Origin of the sequence: Paraburkholderia phenazinium, from assembly GCF_900100735.1 — a bacterium.
GTDB classification, from domain to species: Bacteria; Pseudomonadota; Gammaproteobacteria; order Burkholderiales; family Burkholderiaceae; genus Paraburkholderia; species Paraburkholderia phenazinia.
This window is the reverse complement of record NZ_FNCJ01000003.1, coordinates 258,373-273,683: the sequence shown is the minus strand read 5'-3', so window position 1 is coordinate 273,683 and position 15,311 is coordinate 258,373. Positions and strand designations below refer to the sequence as shown.

The 15,311-nt window shown below is 60.8% G+C and carries 11 protein-coding genes and 1 pseudogene; 4 read left to right on the top strand and 8 right to left on the bottom strand.

Annotated features, from left to right (window positions below; genetic code table 11):
* The first annotated feature begins 37 nt into the window (after positions 1-37).
* From BLQ92_RS08460 to BLQ92_RS08445, 4 genes and pseudogenes are all read left to right on the top strand, one after another.
* Positions 38-484 (top strand): 5-carboxymethyl-2-hydroxymuconate isomerase, encoded by a 447-nt coding sequence (locus BLQ92_RS08460; protein WP_090683386.1) that lies wholly within the window; start codon positions 38-40, stop codon positions 482-484.
* A gap of 3 nt (positions 485-487) precedes the next feature.
* Positions 488-1,291 carry a 2-oxo-hept-4-ene-1,7-dioate hydratase gene (gene hpaH, locus BLQ92_RS08455; RefSeq protein WP_090683384.1) on the top strand — a complete coding sequence of 268 codons (804 nt, stop codon included), beginning with the start codon at positions 488-490 and terminating at the stop codon, positions 1,289-1,291.
* 13 nt (positions 1,292-1,304) lie between these two features.
* Positions 1,305-2,117: a 4-hydroxy-2-oxoheptanedioate aldolase gene (hpaI, locus tag BLQ92_RS08450; protein WP_175772673.1), complete on the top strand. Its 813-nt coding sequence runs from the start codon at positions 1,305-1,307 to the stop codon at positions 2,115-2,117.
* A 155-nt stretch (positions 2,118-2,272) separates the two neighbouring features.
* Positions 2,273-3,312, top strand: a pseudogene (locus BLQ92_RS08445) (MFS transporter).
* A 55-nt stretch (positions 3,313-3,367) separates the two neighbouring features.
* On the opposite strand, the gene tssJ reads toward BLQ92_RS08445, so the two are convergent.
* The 8 genes from tssJ to BLQ92_RS39260 all read right to left on the bottom strand — a co-directional run bounded on the left by tssJ (position 3,368) and on the right by BLQ92_RS39260 (position 15,309).
* Positions 3,368-3,898 (bottom strand): type VI secretion system lipoprotein TssJ, encoded by a 531-nt coding sequence (tssJ, locus tag BLQ92_RS08440; RefSeq protein WP_175772654.1) that lies wholly within the window; start codon positions 3,896-3,898, stop codon positions 3,368-3,370.
* 13 nt (positions 3,899-3,911) lie between these two features.
* Positions 3,912-5,036, bottom strand: a complete 1,125-nt coding sequence (gene tssG / locus BLQ92_RS08435) for a type VI secretion system baseplate subunit TssG (protein ID WP_090683378.1) — start codon at positions 5,034-5,036, stop codon at positions 3,912-3,914.
* A complete protein-coding gene (tssF, locus tag BLQ92_RS08430; protein ID WP_090683377.1) occupies positions 5,033-6,847 on the bottom strand; it encodes a type VI secretion system baseplate subunit TssF in 1,815 nt (604 codons plus the stop codon). Before tssF ends, tssG begins: the two co-directional genes overlap by 4 nt.
* A gap of 10 nt (positions 6,848-6,857) precedes the next feature.
* Positions 6,858-8,441, bottom strand: a complete 1,584-nt coding sequence (gene tssA / locus BLQ92_RS08425) for a type VI secretion system protein TssA (RefSeq protein ID WP_090683375.1) — start codon at positions 8,439-8,441, stop codon at positions 6,858-6,860.
* Positions 8,441-12,163, bottom strand: a complete 3,723-nt coding sequence (locus BLQ92_RS08420) for an ImcF-related family protein (protein ID WP_090683373.1) — start codon at positions 12,161-12,163, stop codon at positions 8,441-8,443. Before BLQ92_RS08420 ends, tssA begins: the two co-directional genes overlap by 1 nt.
* Entirely contained in the window at positions 12,160-13,404 is a 1,245-nt protein-coding gene (locus BLQ92_RS08415; RefSeq protein ID WP_090683372.1) for a hypothetical protein, read from the bottom strand. Before BLQ92_RS08415 ends, BLQ92_RS08420 begins: the two co-directional genes overlap by 4 nt.
* Complete coding sequence (locus BLQ92_RS08410; RefSeq protein ID WP_425194945.1) at positions 13,405-13,704, bottom strand: PAAR domain-containing protein; 300 nt, start codon at positions 13,702-13,704, stop codon at positions 13,405-13,407. It lies immediately after the preceding gene.
* Between the two features lie 1,119 nt (positions 13,705-14,823).
* Positions 14,824-15,309, bottom strand: a complete 486-nt coding sequence (locus BLQ92_RS39260) for a hypothetical protein (RefSeq protein ID WP_143016533.1) — start codon at positions 15,307-15,309, stop codon at positions 14,824-14,826.
* Positions 15,310-15,311: the final 2 nt, after the last annotated feature.

The window sequence follows — 15,311 nt, the reverse complement described above, 5'->3', positions numbered from 1 at the left end:
GTTACCAACTTAAGTCTCAAGTCTCGAGGAGCACAACGTGCCACACCTGACCATTCTCTACACCCCGAACCTCGATCGTTCGGCAAGCGAAGGCGGAAGCGACATAGCAGCGCTGTGCCAGACGCTCGCCACTACCATGAACGCCCAGCGCGACGAAGCAGGACAGCCCGTTTTCCCGGTCGGCGGTGTGCGCGTGCTCGCTTATCCAGCGGCGCACTTCGCCGTCGCGGATGGAGGCGCCGCTGGACGCGCTGCCGGCGGCACGGGCGACTATGCATTTGTCTACCTGAACCTGCGCATGGCGCGCGGCCGCAGTGCGGCTGTGCAGGAGGCGGTGGGCCGGGCACTCGACGAGCGCGTGAATGCGCATTTCGCGCCACTGCTGGCCACGCGCCATATCGGCGTCACGCTGCAGATCGACGAAGGTACCGAGGTGTTCAACTCGCGGCACAGCTCGCTGCACCCTCTGTTCAATAAAGGCTGATCCATGCTCCCGCAAGACACCATCGTTTCTCTCGCCCGTCAGCTTTACGAAGCGCGCAAGACCCGCACACAGTTGCGGCATTTTTCAGCGCAGTTCCCCGAGATGACCATTGAGGATGGCTACGCGATCCAGCGCGAATGGGTCAAGCTCGAACTCGCCGACGGCCGCACTATCAAGGGACGCAAGATCGGTCTGACCTCACGTGCGATGCAACAGGCGAGCCAGATCACCGAGCCCGACTACGCCCCGTTGATGGACGATATGTTCTTCGATGCAGGCGGCGATATTCCGATCAACCGTTTTATCGCGCCGCGCGTCGAGGTGGAACTGGCCTTCATCCTGGACCGGCCGCTAAAAGGGCCTGGCGTGACCTTGTTCGACGTGCTGTCGGCTACTGGCTATGTCGTGCCGGCGATTGAGATCATCGACTCGCGCATCGAGCAGTTCGATCGCGAGACCCGCGTGATGCGCAAGGTCTTCGACACCATCAGCGACTTCGCCGCAAACGCGGGCGTCGTGCCAGGCGGTCGTCCGGTGCGGCCGATGGATGTCGATCTACGCTGGGTCGGCGCAATCTTGCATAAGAACGGCGTGATCGAGGAGACCGGGCTGGCGGCCGGGGTGCTCAACCATCCGGCCACGGGCGTGGCGTGGCTCGCCAACAAAATCGCTCCCTACGACGAGCAACTGAACGCCGGCGACGTCGTTCTGGCGGGTTCCTTCACGCGGCCCACGGCAGCAGCGGCCGGTGACGCCTTCCATGTGGACTACGGCCCGCTCGGTTCCGTTTCGTTCCGGTTTGCCTGAAGGTTTCGACATGATGCAAATTCAGCCTAACGCCTTTCGTAACGCGCTGCGTGCGGGGCAGATTCAGATCGGCCTGTGGATGGGCCTCGCCGATGCCAATGCCGCGGAAGCGCTCGCCTCCTGCGGCTTCGACTGGCTGCTGCTGGACGGCGAGCACGCGCCCAACACCGTGCGTACCGTACTCGACCAGCTTCGCGCGGTGGCGCCCTATCCGGTCCATGCAGTGGTCCGTCCGGTACAGGGCGACGTCGCGCTCATCAAGCAATACCTCGATATCGGCGCGCAGACGCTGCTGGTGCCGATGATCGACACGCCCGAGCAAGCCGCGTTGATGGTGCGCGCGATGCACTATGCGCCGGAAGGCATCCGCGGCATGGGGGCGGCGCTCGCCCGCGCATCGCGCTGGAATCAGGTCGATGACTACCTGAACCGTGCCAACGACGAAATGTGTCTGCTCGTACAGGCGGAAACCACGTTGGCAATGGACAACCTTGCCCAGATCGCCGCCGTGGAGGGTGTGGACGGTGTCTTCTTCGGCCCCGCTGATCTGTCCGCGTCGATGGGCTATCGAGGGCAGCCGGGCCATCCCGAGGTTCAGAAGGCGATTCTCGGCGGCATCAAGACGGTTCGAGCCGTCGGCAAGGCAGCCGGTGTGCTGATGGCGAACCGGCAGATGGCGCAGTTATATCTGGAAGCCGGCGCACAGTTTGTTGCCGTAGGCGTCGACACCACCCTGCTGGTGCAAGCGGCCACTGAGCTGGCTCGCAGCTATACCGGCACGCGCTCACCGGTGCCCGACACGCGCCGCACAGACAGCCCGTACTGAAGCAGGAACTCACGACACGCATCACATCTGGCCGTCGTGGCCGGGGTGCTGATGTGCAGCAGGTTTCGGTTTGCTTGACGGCCGGCCATGGTTTGTTTCGCCCTGAGGAAACCGGCCGTCCGGCAAATACAAAGAAATTCAGCCAGGAGACATGCATGAACAACGCCATCGACGTCGGTAAGCTGATCGACGAAGGACCCTTTACGACGCTGCAGAAGCTCGCGGTATGTCTTGCTGCGCTTTCGATCGTGCTGGATGGTTTTGACGGTCAACTGATCGGCTTTGCCATTCCCCATATTTTTAGGGAGTGGGGTATCACCCGCAGCGCATTCGCTCCGGCGGTGGCGGCTGGCCTGATTGGCATGGGGATCGGCAGTGCCTGTGCAGGATTGCTGGCTGACCGCTTCGGCAGGCGCTGGGCCGTGATCATCAGCGTGCTGGTGTTCGGCGCGGCAACCTGCTGCGTTGGCTTTGCATCTGATGTCCCCACGATCGCGCTGTTGCGTCTGGTGGCGGGTCTCGGCATCGGCGGCGCGCTTCCCAGTTCGACCACCGTGACCGCTGAGATCACCCCGGCGGAATGACCCGCGATACGCTGGCTATCTGGTGTGCCTTTTTCATGTGTCTCGTGGCTTCCTATAGCGCGTTTAGCTGGTTGCCCGTCATGCTGTCCTCGGCCGGGTTGCCGCTAGCGTTGGCCGGGTCCGGATTGACGGCGTACAACCTGGGCGGGGTCTTCGGTGCGCTCGGCTGTGCGCTGGCGATTGCCCGTTTCGGCTCGCGCTGGCCGATGCTGATCTGTTGTGCAGGCGCGGCGCTTAGCGCGTTCGCGATGCATGGGTTGGATGTGACCAAAGCGCCCGGTCTGTTGATCGTCGGCTTCGGTGTGCATGGTCTGTTTGTGAATGCGGTCCAATCGACGATGTACGCGCTGTGCGCGTTTGTCTATCCGACCCGTGTGCGCGCAACCGGTACTTCGTCGGCGTTGGCGTTTGGTCGACTGGGTGCGGTGCTAAGCGCGTTTGCGGGAGCGGCGGTGATTTCCGCTGGAGGCGCCAGTGCTTATCTGAATCTGCTGGCGATCTCCATGTTGCTGGTGTTTGTTGCGCTGGCGATGGTGAGAAATCATACCCAACCCCGCGGCGGTAACGAGCGAGTGCGTATCGGCATGCGCCGGCGCGCTCAACATCTGTAGCGTTTCACCTGCTTCGAGGATCCGGCCAAAGTCGGAGCAGTCGGACCTCGTACCATCATTCAGACCTGGTTCTGGCAAGATCCGTTGCCGAAACCAGTTCCCGGCCGACCAGTTCGATCTTCAGCGGAGCATCGGCAGAAAGCTTTTTCTTCGCAATCACACGACGCCAGGCACCATCTGAGTCCGGATCCCGGTAGAACGCAACGATTGCCACGTATTCCGTGTCGGGCTGCATCGGCTGCGACAGACTCGCTGACGCACCCGGATTGACTACCGTAGCGATGTTTGCCTGCAGATCCTGAGCGAGTACGGTCTTGTCGTTCGTCAGCAGATCGTCATAGGACGCCGCGTCAAACAGCTTGCGGTCCTTGAGCTGGTACACCCGCACTGAAACAGAACAGGGGCGGTTCGCCTCGTCCGGATTGATCGACGCGCGCGCTGTGAGGTCGACGTCGAGTACCTTCACCTGTTTGAAGAACACTGCATGATACGCGCTCGAGCTCGTGTCCGAGACGGCCTGCCAGGCGCCGCAGGCGGACAGCAGCAGGCTGGATGCAAAGAGGGTGGCGGTTAGACGGATAGACATGGAGACTCCGGAATCAGGCAAGCGGCGCGAGGAACGGGTTCGGTCCCGGCGCAGGAAATACTTCGTAGAAGCCGAGCGGGATCGTGATGAGGCGTTCGACATCCGAGGGCAGTACCGTGGTCCACGCCAGGCGCGGAGCCGGTCCGACCGGCGCGGCCGACGCAGCCAACGTTGAGCCAATCCTGGGCGCAGGCGCGAGCTTTGACGACACCTCCATGCGCAGGAAGACGTCTGCCTTCGTGCCGACGTAAAGACGGATAAACGCCATCAGTTCGCGGTGCAGCCATGCGCCAGGCAGCAGGTCGTGGGCCTGTTCTGCGCTCGCCGGCCGTAACGTCACGCGCGCGGCGCGACTGCGATACTCAAGGCGATTTCCGAGCACATAGCCGCCGCCGAGACCGCGGCGCTTGCCCTCCTCTCGCGCACGGCTGGCGCTGCCGATTGAGGTCAGCGGCTGCGCTTTGCCCGCGCCCTTCAAGGTCGGGTGAAATTCGTCGACGCGGACCTCAACGCCCGGCACCGCGAGCGCAACAACGCCGGCAAGACCCTCAGGCGTGCGCGTACGCTGGATCAGCAACCCCAGCAGCGCCAGTACGCGCGAATCCGGCAGCCCTGCCCGCGTGGGCTTCTCACCCCAGCCGAAACCGGCGAGACTCAGCAGCTTGCGCGAATGCCCGTCGGTGCCGCCCGGCCTGAAGCCAATCGGATAACGGTACTTCTTCCACGCGCGATACAGCAGCGTCACGATCCGATGATTGAACTGGTCGAGAAACGCTTCGACCGCTTCATGTCCCTCCTCGCGCAGCACGATGTCATCGATCGTGTGCGAAGGCATCGCGGCATCCACGCCGTACAGGCCCATGAAGGTCGTGCGTACCGTCGGCTTCGCATCGGGCCCGAATGCGCAGACCCCGTCATCAAACTCGACGGACGATACCTCACCGGCGGGAAAGCCGACGCGCTGCCGCGGGCGGAATCGCACCGGCTCATGCTCGTGCGTATCGCGCTCACCGAAACCGGGATGATCCGGCACACGTACTTCGAGCAACTGGCACAACTGCATGAAGTTCATCGTCGGCGCACGTGCAAGCAACGAGGCAACGAGCGGTTCAAGATTGGGCAGGTCACGCGGTTTCATAGTGGAGAGCGCAGCGCCTTGCTACGTGGCCATTCGGTGCGTTGCTGGGATGGCAGGCTCACGATCGCGAGCTTCGTGAACAGGTTGATTTCCGCATATAGCGCGAAGAAACGGTGCAGCAATTCAGCGAACAGCGTCACGTCGCCTTCGCCTGCGAATGCATGGCTGTCGAGCGTGACTTCGATCAACACGCCCCGCTCGACCGAACCACCTGATACCTCCTCGAGCAATTCCTCTGATACATGCAAGATGCCCGCAAGCCGTCGACGGTTCAGCTCGTCGTTGCTCCAGTCGTAGAGTCCCAGTGCACCGCGCAGCACTTCAGCGTCCATCAGCGACAGGAAGTTTGGCGCGAGGTGCGACAGCAGCCGCCACTGGAACCGGTCGTCCGTCGGCGGATAGAGCGGCAACGTCGGCGCCGTCAGATTGCGGACGGCTGACACGTTCGGCGTACTCTCGCCCAGTTCGTTGATGCTCGCCTCGCGCAGGCCCTTTCGCGGCAGCAAGCCGTTGGTGCCCGTCACGCGCAGCGACAGGCTTTCTTCCGGCAGATCATCCATCGTTTCCCAGGCGTGGCCACCGAGGATCACCCATGTATCGTGCAGACCCGTGACACCCGGGCGCACCCGGGTATGGAAGTACCGTTCGGGGGCTTCGTGCCGTAGCATGCCGCCGCGGTGCCGGAAGGTAGCGAACGGCACGTACTCGTAGCGCTCCGCGGTTTCGTGGTCGAACGATTCGATTGCGTCGACCGAATAGGTTTCGACGTGCTCCCCCTGGTGGCCGGCCGGCACGACGCGATATTCTGTCTCGTGGTGGTCGACCTGGATCGGCTCTGCGTCCAGAGTGAACAGGTTGATTACGGGCGTGCAGTAGAGACGCACGTTTTCAATCGTGAAGCGTTGGTCGGACGGATAGCTGTGCGTCAGCAGGACTTCAAGCTCGAAGCTCGTTGCGTTCGCCGGCAGTTTCGCGACGTCGAGACCGCACAGGTCGACGAAGAGGAATTTCTCGCGAAACGTGAAATATTCGAGTAGCAGTTGGTAGCCGGAGAATGCGGCCTCCGCTTTTGGCCACAGACGTTCTTCCGTCGTAAAACCTGCCGGTTCGATGTGCATGCCCGCGAGCGGCATGGACTCGCCATCGCGCACCTCGGGAATGCGCCAGGCGATCGAGTCGACCTGGCGTGTCAGCGCAAGGTGCATCGCGAACGCGGTCGGCAGATCTGCGTTCAGGTAGAGACGTAGCCGCGACAGATCGGTTGCCTCACGGCGTGCCGAGTCGTCGATCAGGAAGCGCAGGCGAATCACCGAGCGGCCGTCATGCCGAACCGTCGGCCCCGCGTCGACTAGCCGGACAGGTTGCAGCATGACAGCCTGCGTAGTGCGATAGACGCACTGCACGGTCTTCGGCGTCGAGCCTTCCGCACCCGATGCGACCGGTGTGGCGATCGGCGCCGAGCGTACCGGCACACCAGCAGGCACCGTTTCCGTTTTCTGCAGCTGTTCGGCGAGCGGAGATAGTTCAACCACCGACAGCGACGGAATCATCCGCAGGTAGTGCGGCCACAGCAGGCTCACCAGCCCCTCGGTCAGCTCCGGCAGTTCGTCGTCGAGCTTCTGCTGCAAGCGTCCCGTTAGGAACGCGAAGCCCTCGTACAGGCGTTCGACATATGGATCGCGATCTCCGACGCGATCAAGGTTGAGCATGCGTGCCCGGTCGGGGTGCGCTTTCGCGAACTCCTTACCGGCCTCACGCAGGTAGCGCATTTCGGCTTCGTAGTACCGCAGGATCGGATCGTCGTGGTCCATGGGGATGTTCTTATGACAGGGTCAGCGTGCGTGCTGGGTCGAGCACGGTCAGCTCGCCCCGCAGGTGTTCGATACGGCGTGCCAGCGCCGGTTTGTCCGCATCCTTGCGGTTGCTCATCGCGATGAGCGCCTTGATCAACTGGTGTTTCACCTCGAAGGCGAGCGCAGGCTCCCAGCGCACGAGCGGCACCGTTTGTGTGGCGGCGTCGAGTTCGGCAAGGAGCGGTAGCGCAGTGTCGATACGGCCACCGTGATCGGCGAGGCGCGCCATCACGAGGCGTTGCAGGTAGCGCTGGCGTTCGGTCCTGAGCCCGGGAAGCGCTTCGAGCCAGGCGAAGGCCGCTTCGAGACTCTGGCTTGCGACGATGTCCCGCGCCTGCGCCTCGATCTCAGGCCAGTCGCCAGCGCCGCCGTCTTCGCTGTCGGCCGACACGGGCAGCGGCGCAACCGTCTCGCCCGCTTCCAGATCGCGCACAACCGCGTGCCGCGCGATCCATTCGAGCGTTGTGTCGTCTGCGAACAGCGTACCGTCGTTGAACGCGAGCCGCTCGATGCCGGGCAGTCGTTCGAGGAAGAGTGCAAAGTCGGCGCGCAGCAGTTCGCGCCAGGTGTTGTACGGCGCGCCTACGTGATCGAGCGCCACATGCTGGAAGTACTGCAGGTCGAACCACAGGTGATTGACGCCTTCCATGAATGCGCCTTCAACGCGTTCGAGCAACTCGTGCCACTGCTTCTGCAGCACGAGCCGTTTCATCTGCTGACGCAGTTCGCTGCGTGGCGGCACAAGGCGGGTACGGGACTGCACATCCGCCGGCGGTACCTCGTGCAGCGTGTCCCAGCGCACGGTGCGCACGAGCCGCGCCGACGGCAGGTAGCCGTTTTCCTGATCGCGCAGGTAGCTCGCCATCGTGCGCGTCTGTTCGAGCAGGTCGCGCGTCGAGGATACGGTTCCAGAAAACGGGGCTGAATCTTGTGCAGGGGACGATGGCGTGCTACCGCCAGACTCGACGCTGCGTGGCGATTCCTCGTGACGCTCGAAGCGGGCCACAAGCAGTTGCAGGTTCGGGCGTGCTGCCTCGGGCCACTCGCCGGTACGCGTGACGAGTAGATCGAGCGCCGCGAGCGCACGTTCGAGATCGGCCGGCGGGAATTCGTCGTGGCTCGCGAGCAGGTCAACCATGCGCGTCGCCGCCAGCCATTCGAGCGCACCCTTCTTCGCTTCGGCGCGCGCGGGCAACAATGTCTCGCCGAAGCGGTCGACGAGGGCCGCAGTGAGTTCCAGCCCGTCGGCAAAGCCAGCCGGTCCATCCTGGCGCAGGCGAGCGAATCCGTAATAGCCAGCCACGCGCAGATCCTTGCCGACCTCCTTGATGAGTTGCTCGCAAGATCGCACGATCAGCGCATCGTCGATGCCCGAGAGTTTTGTGACCTCGTCTTTCAGGCCAAAGAAGGCGTCTTCGTAGCCGGGGTCGCGACCAACGGCATCCGGTCCAGGAAACGGTTGCAGCCATTCACTCCACGCGTCGATGCGCGCGCGAACGAGCTGCTCGGCGTCACGTGATGGAAACAGCGCTTTCAGGAGATTGGGCAGCATTACTCGACCTCCGGAAGTGCACCGTGCGGCAGCGGCACCGCGGCGTGTTTGGCCGCCGCGATCGCCGCTGGCGGCAACGGTGGTGGGCCGGCCAGCGCCGGTTTCTGTGCGCCTTTCACCGGGGCCGTCATAAAGATGCGTCCAGGCAGGGTGAAGTTGCGCAACGCGAGCACGTCAAGCGGCCCTGCGCCGGCTTCGCTGCGCAGTTGCAAGCGCAACGGTGTGCCAAGACCAGGCGCCAGCGACGGTGGCGGTGTCATGCCGGACGATGTCGTGCCCTCTTTTCCATGTGCTGAACTGCTCGATCGGGTAGCCCCAAGAGGATTACCTTCCAGCGGACCCTCGCTGCCATCGTCTGGCGCTGCAGGCGCGCTGCCGGCCGGATGGGTGGCTTCCTTTGTGGCATCCGGCATCCACGTCAGCAGATACCGCGCACTGTCCTGTGGCATCACTTTCGCGCGTTCGAGCAGGCGAATGAAACCGAAGCGCCCCTGCATGTCGAGCGCCGAGCGCAATCCGCCCTGCTCGGTCTGCCACTCGATGTGCGCGATGTTATCCAGCGCATCGCCCGGCCACACAAACGGCGTCCACTCCTCTTTCTGGTTGAAGTAGTGCAGCTCGCGGCCCGACAATACGAACTTCATGTCCGTGACGCCGGGCGTCGGCACGGCGCGAAGCTCGTAGCGGATATGTGCGTCGCCGGACGGGAAGAGTACCGTTGACACGCGCATGAGCTTGTTCAGCGCGGCCAGGAATGCCGGATCGACGGTCAGTGAGCTGCGGTTGGCCCCTTGCGCCGGCACCCAGCGGTCACCCTGCCGTTCGACGATGCCTGCGAGCTGAGTTGTGACGAACTGGGCAATCACGCCGTTGTCCGGGCGCATGAAGCGCGCCATTTCCGGCAGCGATGCGTCGTTTTCCGAGTCGGCGAACGGATAGCGGCCACCGAAGCTTTTGTCCCAGTCGGCGACGATCGCGGTGCGCCACGTGTCGTTCAGGCTCGATGCAGCCGGCTGCAGCACAACCTGCCAGGTCTGGTCGAGCGGTGCGTCGAATAGATCACCAAAACCAGCCCATTGTTCGCCCAGGCTCGCTGACACGCGGCTGGCGTAGTCGCGGCTGTCGGCGATGTCCGAGGTCTTGCCCTGCAGAACCGACTGTGCCGCGGCGCGTGACATCGCGTCGGGATCACTGCCCATCATGATCTGCTGCAGCTTCAGGCGCATTGCCGTGACACGCTCCATGTAGCGCGGCACGCTGAGGTCGCCGGTGGCAGCCATCTGCGCGGCGCCCTTGCCGTTGGCGGCGTTGACGCCGGATCCGGCGAGATCGCTGCCGGCGAGGCGCAATAGCGGGCCGAATGCGGCGGCGAGCGGCGCGACATTCTGGGACTGCGCGATTTTTGAAGGGTCCTTCTCGTCTGCGCCGACCAGTTGCTGCGCCTTGTTGATCAGCGAATCGGACAGCGACTGCGTGAGCGCGCCCGTGCCGGCCTGATAGACGACCACGTTCATGAGTGCCGCGAGCGGCGAGCGTTGCGGATCGGCGAGCAGCGTCAACTGGTCGACCGTACCCGACAGCGTCGCATCCGGCTGCCACCTCAAGCTGTTGAGGAACTGCTCCCATTCGCGGGCGTAGTCGTCGAAATAGCGTTGGCGTAGTTCGGTCTTCAGCGACGAGGGGATCGTAGCACCGGTCCGGTTATCCGATAGCACCCAGTCGCCCATCACCCTGCGCTGCTCGCTCGCGTCGTCGATCGCCTTCGAGATGCGTTCGTCCCATGCCGCGCGGGTGAAGACACCTGGTACCGTTGCTGTGGTGTTGAACAGGCCTCTGCTGTTCGTATCGCCCAGCAGCGTCGCAAGCGAGACCGGCGGATACTTGGGCTTTGCTTCGTCCAGGATCTGCTGATAGATCGCGTCCGTCGAGTTCTGGATGCCCCGGACGCCGATGATGGTCTGCCGTGTGCCGTTCACCAGTGAGGCATCCGGAATGATCGCAAGCGATGAACCGTCGACAGCCACGTGTTGCCCAAGGTGGCTTGCGTAGAACGCGATCAGATGTTGGCGCAAGTCTTCCCATGCGCCGATGCTCAGGGTTGAGTTGACCGGGCGGGTGGGTGCGCCGGAGTCGGTTAGTTGAGGCGTGAGAAACTTTGCGTCAGCGTGTTCGGGTTTGGCGAGCATCAGGTAGGCCTTGAGCGTCGCGTAGGCTGACTTGATCTGTGTGTCGCCGCCGCTGGCGATTTCCTCGTCCGACAGGGACGCTAGCTGGCGCAGGCGCTCTTCGAGCTTCGCGCGGATGGGAGCGACGACAAGGCGGTTTGCTGCACTTTCGTAGCTCGGCCATAGCGCGGCAAGCAGTTGGGTGTCGCGGTTCAGGCCGAATCGGGTGAACCATGGGGCGCCGTCGTGTTGGCGGATTTCTAGGGTGTCGAGTTGTTTTTGCAGGGTGTCGAGGGTGAGCGCGGACTGTGTGTGGTCCTGCGCCTCAGAGAGTTGCATCAACGTATCCGCCGCGCCGTGTATTGCGGATCGGTTCGTGACGCCGGAGAACATGGTGCCAGCAATCCATAAGCTGACCAACGCAGTCAGGAGCCACGCGGCCGAGTTTGAAAACGAGAACCCGACGCGGCGGCCGTGGACGCTGCGACTGTGGTCGGCAACGGTCTGCCAGACTGTACGCTGTAGGATGGTATTGCCTTCTCCGTCTTGCTTCTCGGCTTCGGAACTCTCCGCGACGCGTTCCTTAAAGAGCGGCGTGAAAAGTACCCCATGAATCGCGCGGCGCCAGATACGGGACAGGCCAATCTGCGTAACCAAATCTGACACGGCGCTTCCGTACCGGGCAATATGTTGCGACAGTTCGGCAGGGTACCGGTCCGTTGCATCCTTTGTGAGGCGAACGACACCGGCATCGGCAAGCTCGTCGGAAAGTCCGCGCAGTGAGTCACTCACCTCTCCCGGACAGGGCCGCGCGTTCGACCATGTGCAGCCGATCGCTTCGTCTGGGCCGAATGTGTCGATGCCGGAATCGGTCACATTGAGCAGGTATGCGGGAGCAGCCCAGCGCAGTGCGCGGGCGTGACGAACCAGGCGCTGGGCGGTGTGTTCGGCGTCGATCGGCCCATGGCCAGAGGTATGGACGCGTACCACCGCCACCACTGCGTCGACCGGTCGCCGGCGGCGCAGCCGACGTATCTGGTCCAGCCAGGCAGTATCCAGCTGGTCGCCCGTCTGCTTCGCGTACAGCAGGACGGTGTCGCCCGAGATCGTATGGCCGCTTTGCACGAGGCTTGGCGCAAGGCGCTTCACGATCGGCTCGTCCCCCACAACCACAACCCACCGGTCCCGGTACCGCCAACGCCACCCGTGACGCTCGCGAAGCGCGTCGCGCAAAGCGGCGGGGTGCCCTAGGGCCGCTTCTCGCGACTGCGCGGCTTGCCCACTCCCACTGCGGCTCTGCCGGTTCCAGTCGTACTGCGCAAGCCACCTCGCTGCGCGCATCGAAGCGATCCACAACACAACGGCCTCGAAGTACTTTACGAATAAGAGTGATAAAAGCAGAGCCGATAACAGACTCAACTCGATAATGATCCGTGTGTTGCGCGACCATCCCTGTCCCGGACCCTCGACCCAAACGGCGATGCCTAACGCAAGGAAAACGATAGCAATTGCGATGCCTATAAAGATCGCTACTGGCTGTGGCTTGTGTTCGTTCATTTTTGCTTTCTGCACACTAGGGCAATCAAGTTGCTGCCTTCCTGAGTGAGGACGAGCTGCGGATCCCCGGTGAGCGCCGTGTGTTCCGCGGCGAGCGCAGTTGCGAGCCAGGCACCCGTACCGTCGCAACTTCCCACCGTCGCGCCAAGGTCGACCCATGGCTTCTGCTCGCCGAGTTGAGGGGACGATTTGACAGAACGCACGAGTTCCGCGCAGAGACCGTGACTCCACACGATCTTGACGTCCGTCGAACCGGTCTGCCCCCAACGGGTGGCGAGTTCAAGTGTCTCGCTCACCGCGTTTGGCGCTCCAATAGCTGGGCGATGCAGGCGTAACGAAGTCTCCTCTCCAGGCAGGTTCCGGACGAGATCAGGCCGGCCCAGCAGCAGCGCGACGCCCGTTTCGGCGACGCCGTTCAGCAGACGTTCGCTGACTGCATTACGTAACTGGATTGCTATTAGCAAATGTGCCTCAAGTGGCTTCAGGGTGTCATGCCATTCGTCAGTCCGATACATTGATAAATGCTCTTCACTCGCATTGACCGTCACTCGCAGGGTTGGCATCTTGACTGAAATTATTTCCTGCGAGCGGGCGCGTAAGTCTGCCAGGGCGATTGCCGACTGCACACACAGATCGACGTGAAGTGAGGTACGAGCTGGAAGCGCAGCCAGCTCAGAACGCATGTTGTCGAGTAACCTGCCCAGGAGCCAGTCGTACACCACCCGATGACGCGCGTGCTCGGCCAGTTCATTTCCTGCATAGAACGGCTTATCAGGGATTTCCAGCCACCGAGCGACGACATCGAACCCTGGCTCTGCCCTGCTGGGTCGAGCGCCCATCTTCACACTACCGTCTATCAGTCCATCGACACTGTTCTCCCGATCATCACAGGAAAAACACCATGCATGCCCGAGCAGGGCGAGAGGCTCGCTGGCCAGTTCGTGGCATTTCAGTTCCTCGGCCGCGCTGACCCGATTGTTTGCAATGGCTTCGCTGCGTCGAGCGTAACAATATCCAAGGTGACAACAGAGCAGGAATACCCACGCGAACATCGGATAGCCGAGGACACAGAACCAGAACCAAACGGTGTTCGTCGGTCTTCCTGCCGGCCACAGAAAGATCGTCAGCGCGGCGCCGAGGCACATAACCACGCCGAGCAGTATTGCCCAGACAAGCTTTGATGGCCGCGGCGGCTCCGGCACCACGCCCCGTGGCGGTACCCTTGCAAAGTCAATTGGCATCTATCGGACCGTCGCCCCTTCTGATGCAGCAATGAGGAAGCTGCCGCATTGGGTCTTGTCGCCGTCCCGTGAAAGTGGAGTGCCGGCATCCGTCATACTGGTGCCTCCCTCCACGATTTCATTCTCGCCGTGGAGCGGGCACGATACCCTGTCGCCAATCCGTGCCGCGCGGCGGCCCTTGATCTTGACGCGATCCGAACCGGTGAGAATCTTGCCACCGTGGCTTGTGCTATCGCCTTCGTACGCCAGCTTTTTCATAACGTTGAGTACCAGAATGGTATATCTAAGCAGCGAATCCATTTATGCAACACACGACCATTCGCCTATTAAAATAGACTCTCATTTACCCCCACTACATCAATCAAAGTAGCCTGACAGCCCCCTTAAAATGTAAATTTATTTCTTTTTAGCCGCACACTATTAGCGAGCAATACGGCCACACCACTTCAGAACAAACGCCAATCCACTAATTCACATTTTTTGTCTGCTCATCAATATTAAGTGCACTGCACATTAACCACATCCCTAGTGGTTTACCCCTCCGGAGTAGTGCACTTCACACCATCCAGCCGTAACTTTGCCAACAGCCACTTGCCCCCTCAATCAGGTACTTTCTTATGCGCTTCCATTTTCCTACAGACAAAATGCAAGATCGTTTACATCCCGCACATTTTTGACATTTATATAATCCGCCAATTCTGAAATATCATAAAACGGCAATGAATCTAGATATTTTTCAACGCCGTCTTTCATTTGTCGAATTTCTGAACTCTTTCAGCTCGACGTCAATATCCTGGATTGTTGCCGCAGTCAATTCATAAGAATAAGGCCCGGCCGCTCCCAGGACGGCGCAGTTTTTTACGCGCGAGACCTGCTCTGACGATGTAACCGTCCCTGACGAGATATCATCCTTTTCTCCAGTGATCTCCCGAACGAGACACCAATTTTATGTGCACCACTCCATTCATAGACATACTGATATATCTGGCCACCTTGGCTCGAACAACTTCCATCAACGACTATCTGATGAGTACTTTTTGTTTCCCCGGTACGGTACCGCCATCAAAATATCCCGTAATGATAGATTGGTTGCTACCGGCAACGGCGGGTGAACAGCAACCAATCATCGCAGCGATAGCTCCTATCGCTAGAGCATGAATCAACTTCATGACATTTAAGACTCACTCAATATCTTTAATCTACCTTCCACAAAAGCCCTAACCGGCTTGTTGCCAGCTAGGCCGTACCAGCCGAGGTCTTTAGGCTTGCCGTTTTTATCAACCGGTCTGCCAGCCGCGTCATCTAGGTCAAGATATCGCCTATAACCTTTAAGTGCTTCTGCGTATCCAGATTGCCTTTGACAATGACCTCCCCCGTTGGACTCGCGATCTCGATTTTTCCATTGACAATTTCCTCTCACTATTTCGCCCCTATGCTTCGGTAATTCTCCTTGTCAATGTCATGGTATGCACTCTGGCGAATGGAGGCGTCGTTGTTACATATGAGGTTAGAAATCTTTCTTTCACCCCGGTAGACAACGATGCCAGCCGAGAATTCCGGCCCATCATTACTCTTGATAGTTTTATCATAAAGATAATAGGTATATCCAGACTGTGAAAACCTAATATGCGCCTCCCCTCCACCCGCATACGGAGTATTGGAAAAGTAAAAAACTTTTCTCTCGTTTGCACCGTCACTTGAAATTTCAATATTTACTTTTTCTCCAATTCCGTTACGATATGAAACAACACTAGAATCCTTTGATTCACACAGCGAAGAAATGGATCTTTGCATCTCACAATTGAAAATTGCTGCCTCTCCTTCCCTGCACATTCCTTCAGCGTGAGCGCTTGAAATGAAAAATAAATTTATTGACAAAGCAATAATGAACTGTATTTTTTTCATAT

Excerpts from the sequence above, each read along its gene's own strand:
- hpaH (WP_090683384.1), top strand. The coding sequence starts at position 488 with ATGCTCCCGCAAGACACCATCGTTTCTCTCGCCCGTCAGCTTTACGAA.
- hpaI (WP_175772673.1), top strand. The coding sequence starts at position 1,305 with ATGCAAATTCAGCCTAACGCCTTTCGTAACGCGCTGCGTGCGGGGCAG.
- tssJ (WP_175772654.1), bottom strand. The coding sequence starts at position 3,898 with ATGTCTATCCGTCTAACCGCCACCCTCTTTGCATCCAGCCTGCTGCTG.
- tssG (WP_090683378.1), bottom strand. The coding sequence starts at position 5,036 with ATGAAACCGCGTGACCTGCCCAATCTTGAACCGCTCGTTGCCTCGTTG.
- tssF (WP_090683377.1), bottom strand. The coding sequence starts at position 6,847 with ATGGACCACGACGATCCGATCCTGCGGTACTACGAAGCCGAAATGCGC.
- tssA (WP_090683375.1), bottom strand. The coding sequence starts at position 8,441 with ATGCTGCCCAATCTCCTGAAAGCGCTGTTTCCATCACGTGACGCCGAG.
- BLQ92_RS08420 (WP_090683373.1), bottom strand. The coding sequence starts at position 12,163 with ATGAACGAACACAAGCCACAGCCAGTAGCGATCTTTATAGGCATCGCA.
- BLQ92_RS08415 (WP_090683372.1), bottom strand. The coding sequence starts at position 13,404 with ATGCCAATTGACTTTGCAAGGGTACCGCCACGGGGCGTGGTGCCGGAG.
- BLQ92_RS08410 (WP_425194945.1), bottom strand. The coding sequence starts at position 13,704 with ATGGATTCGCTGCTTAGATATACCATTCTGGTACTCAACGTTATGAAA.
- BLQ92_RS39260 (WP_143016533.1), bottom strand. The coding sequence starts at position 15,309 with ATGAAAAAAATACAGTTCATTATTGCTTTGTCAATAAATTTATTTTTC.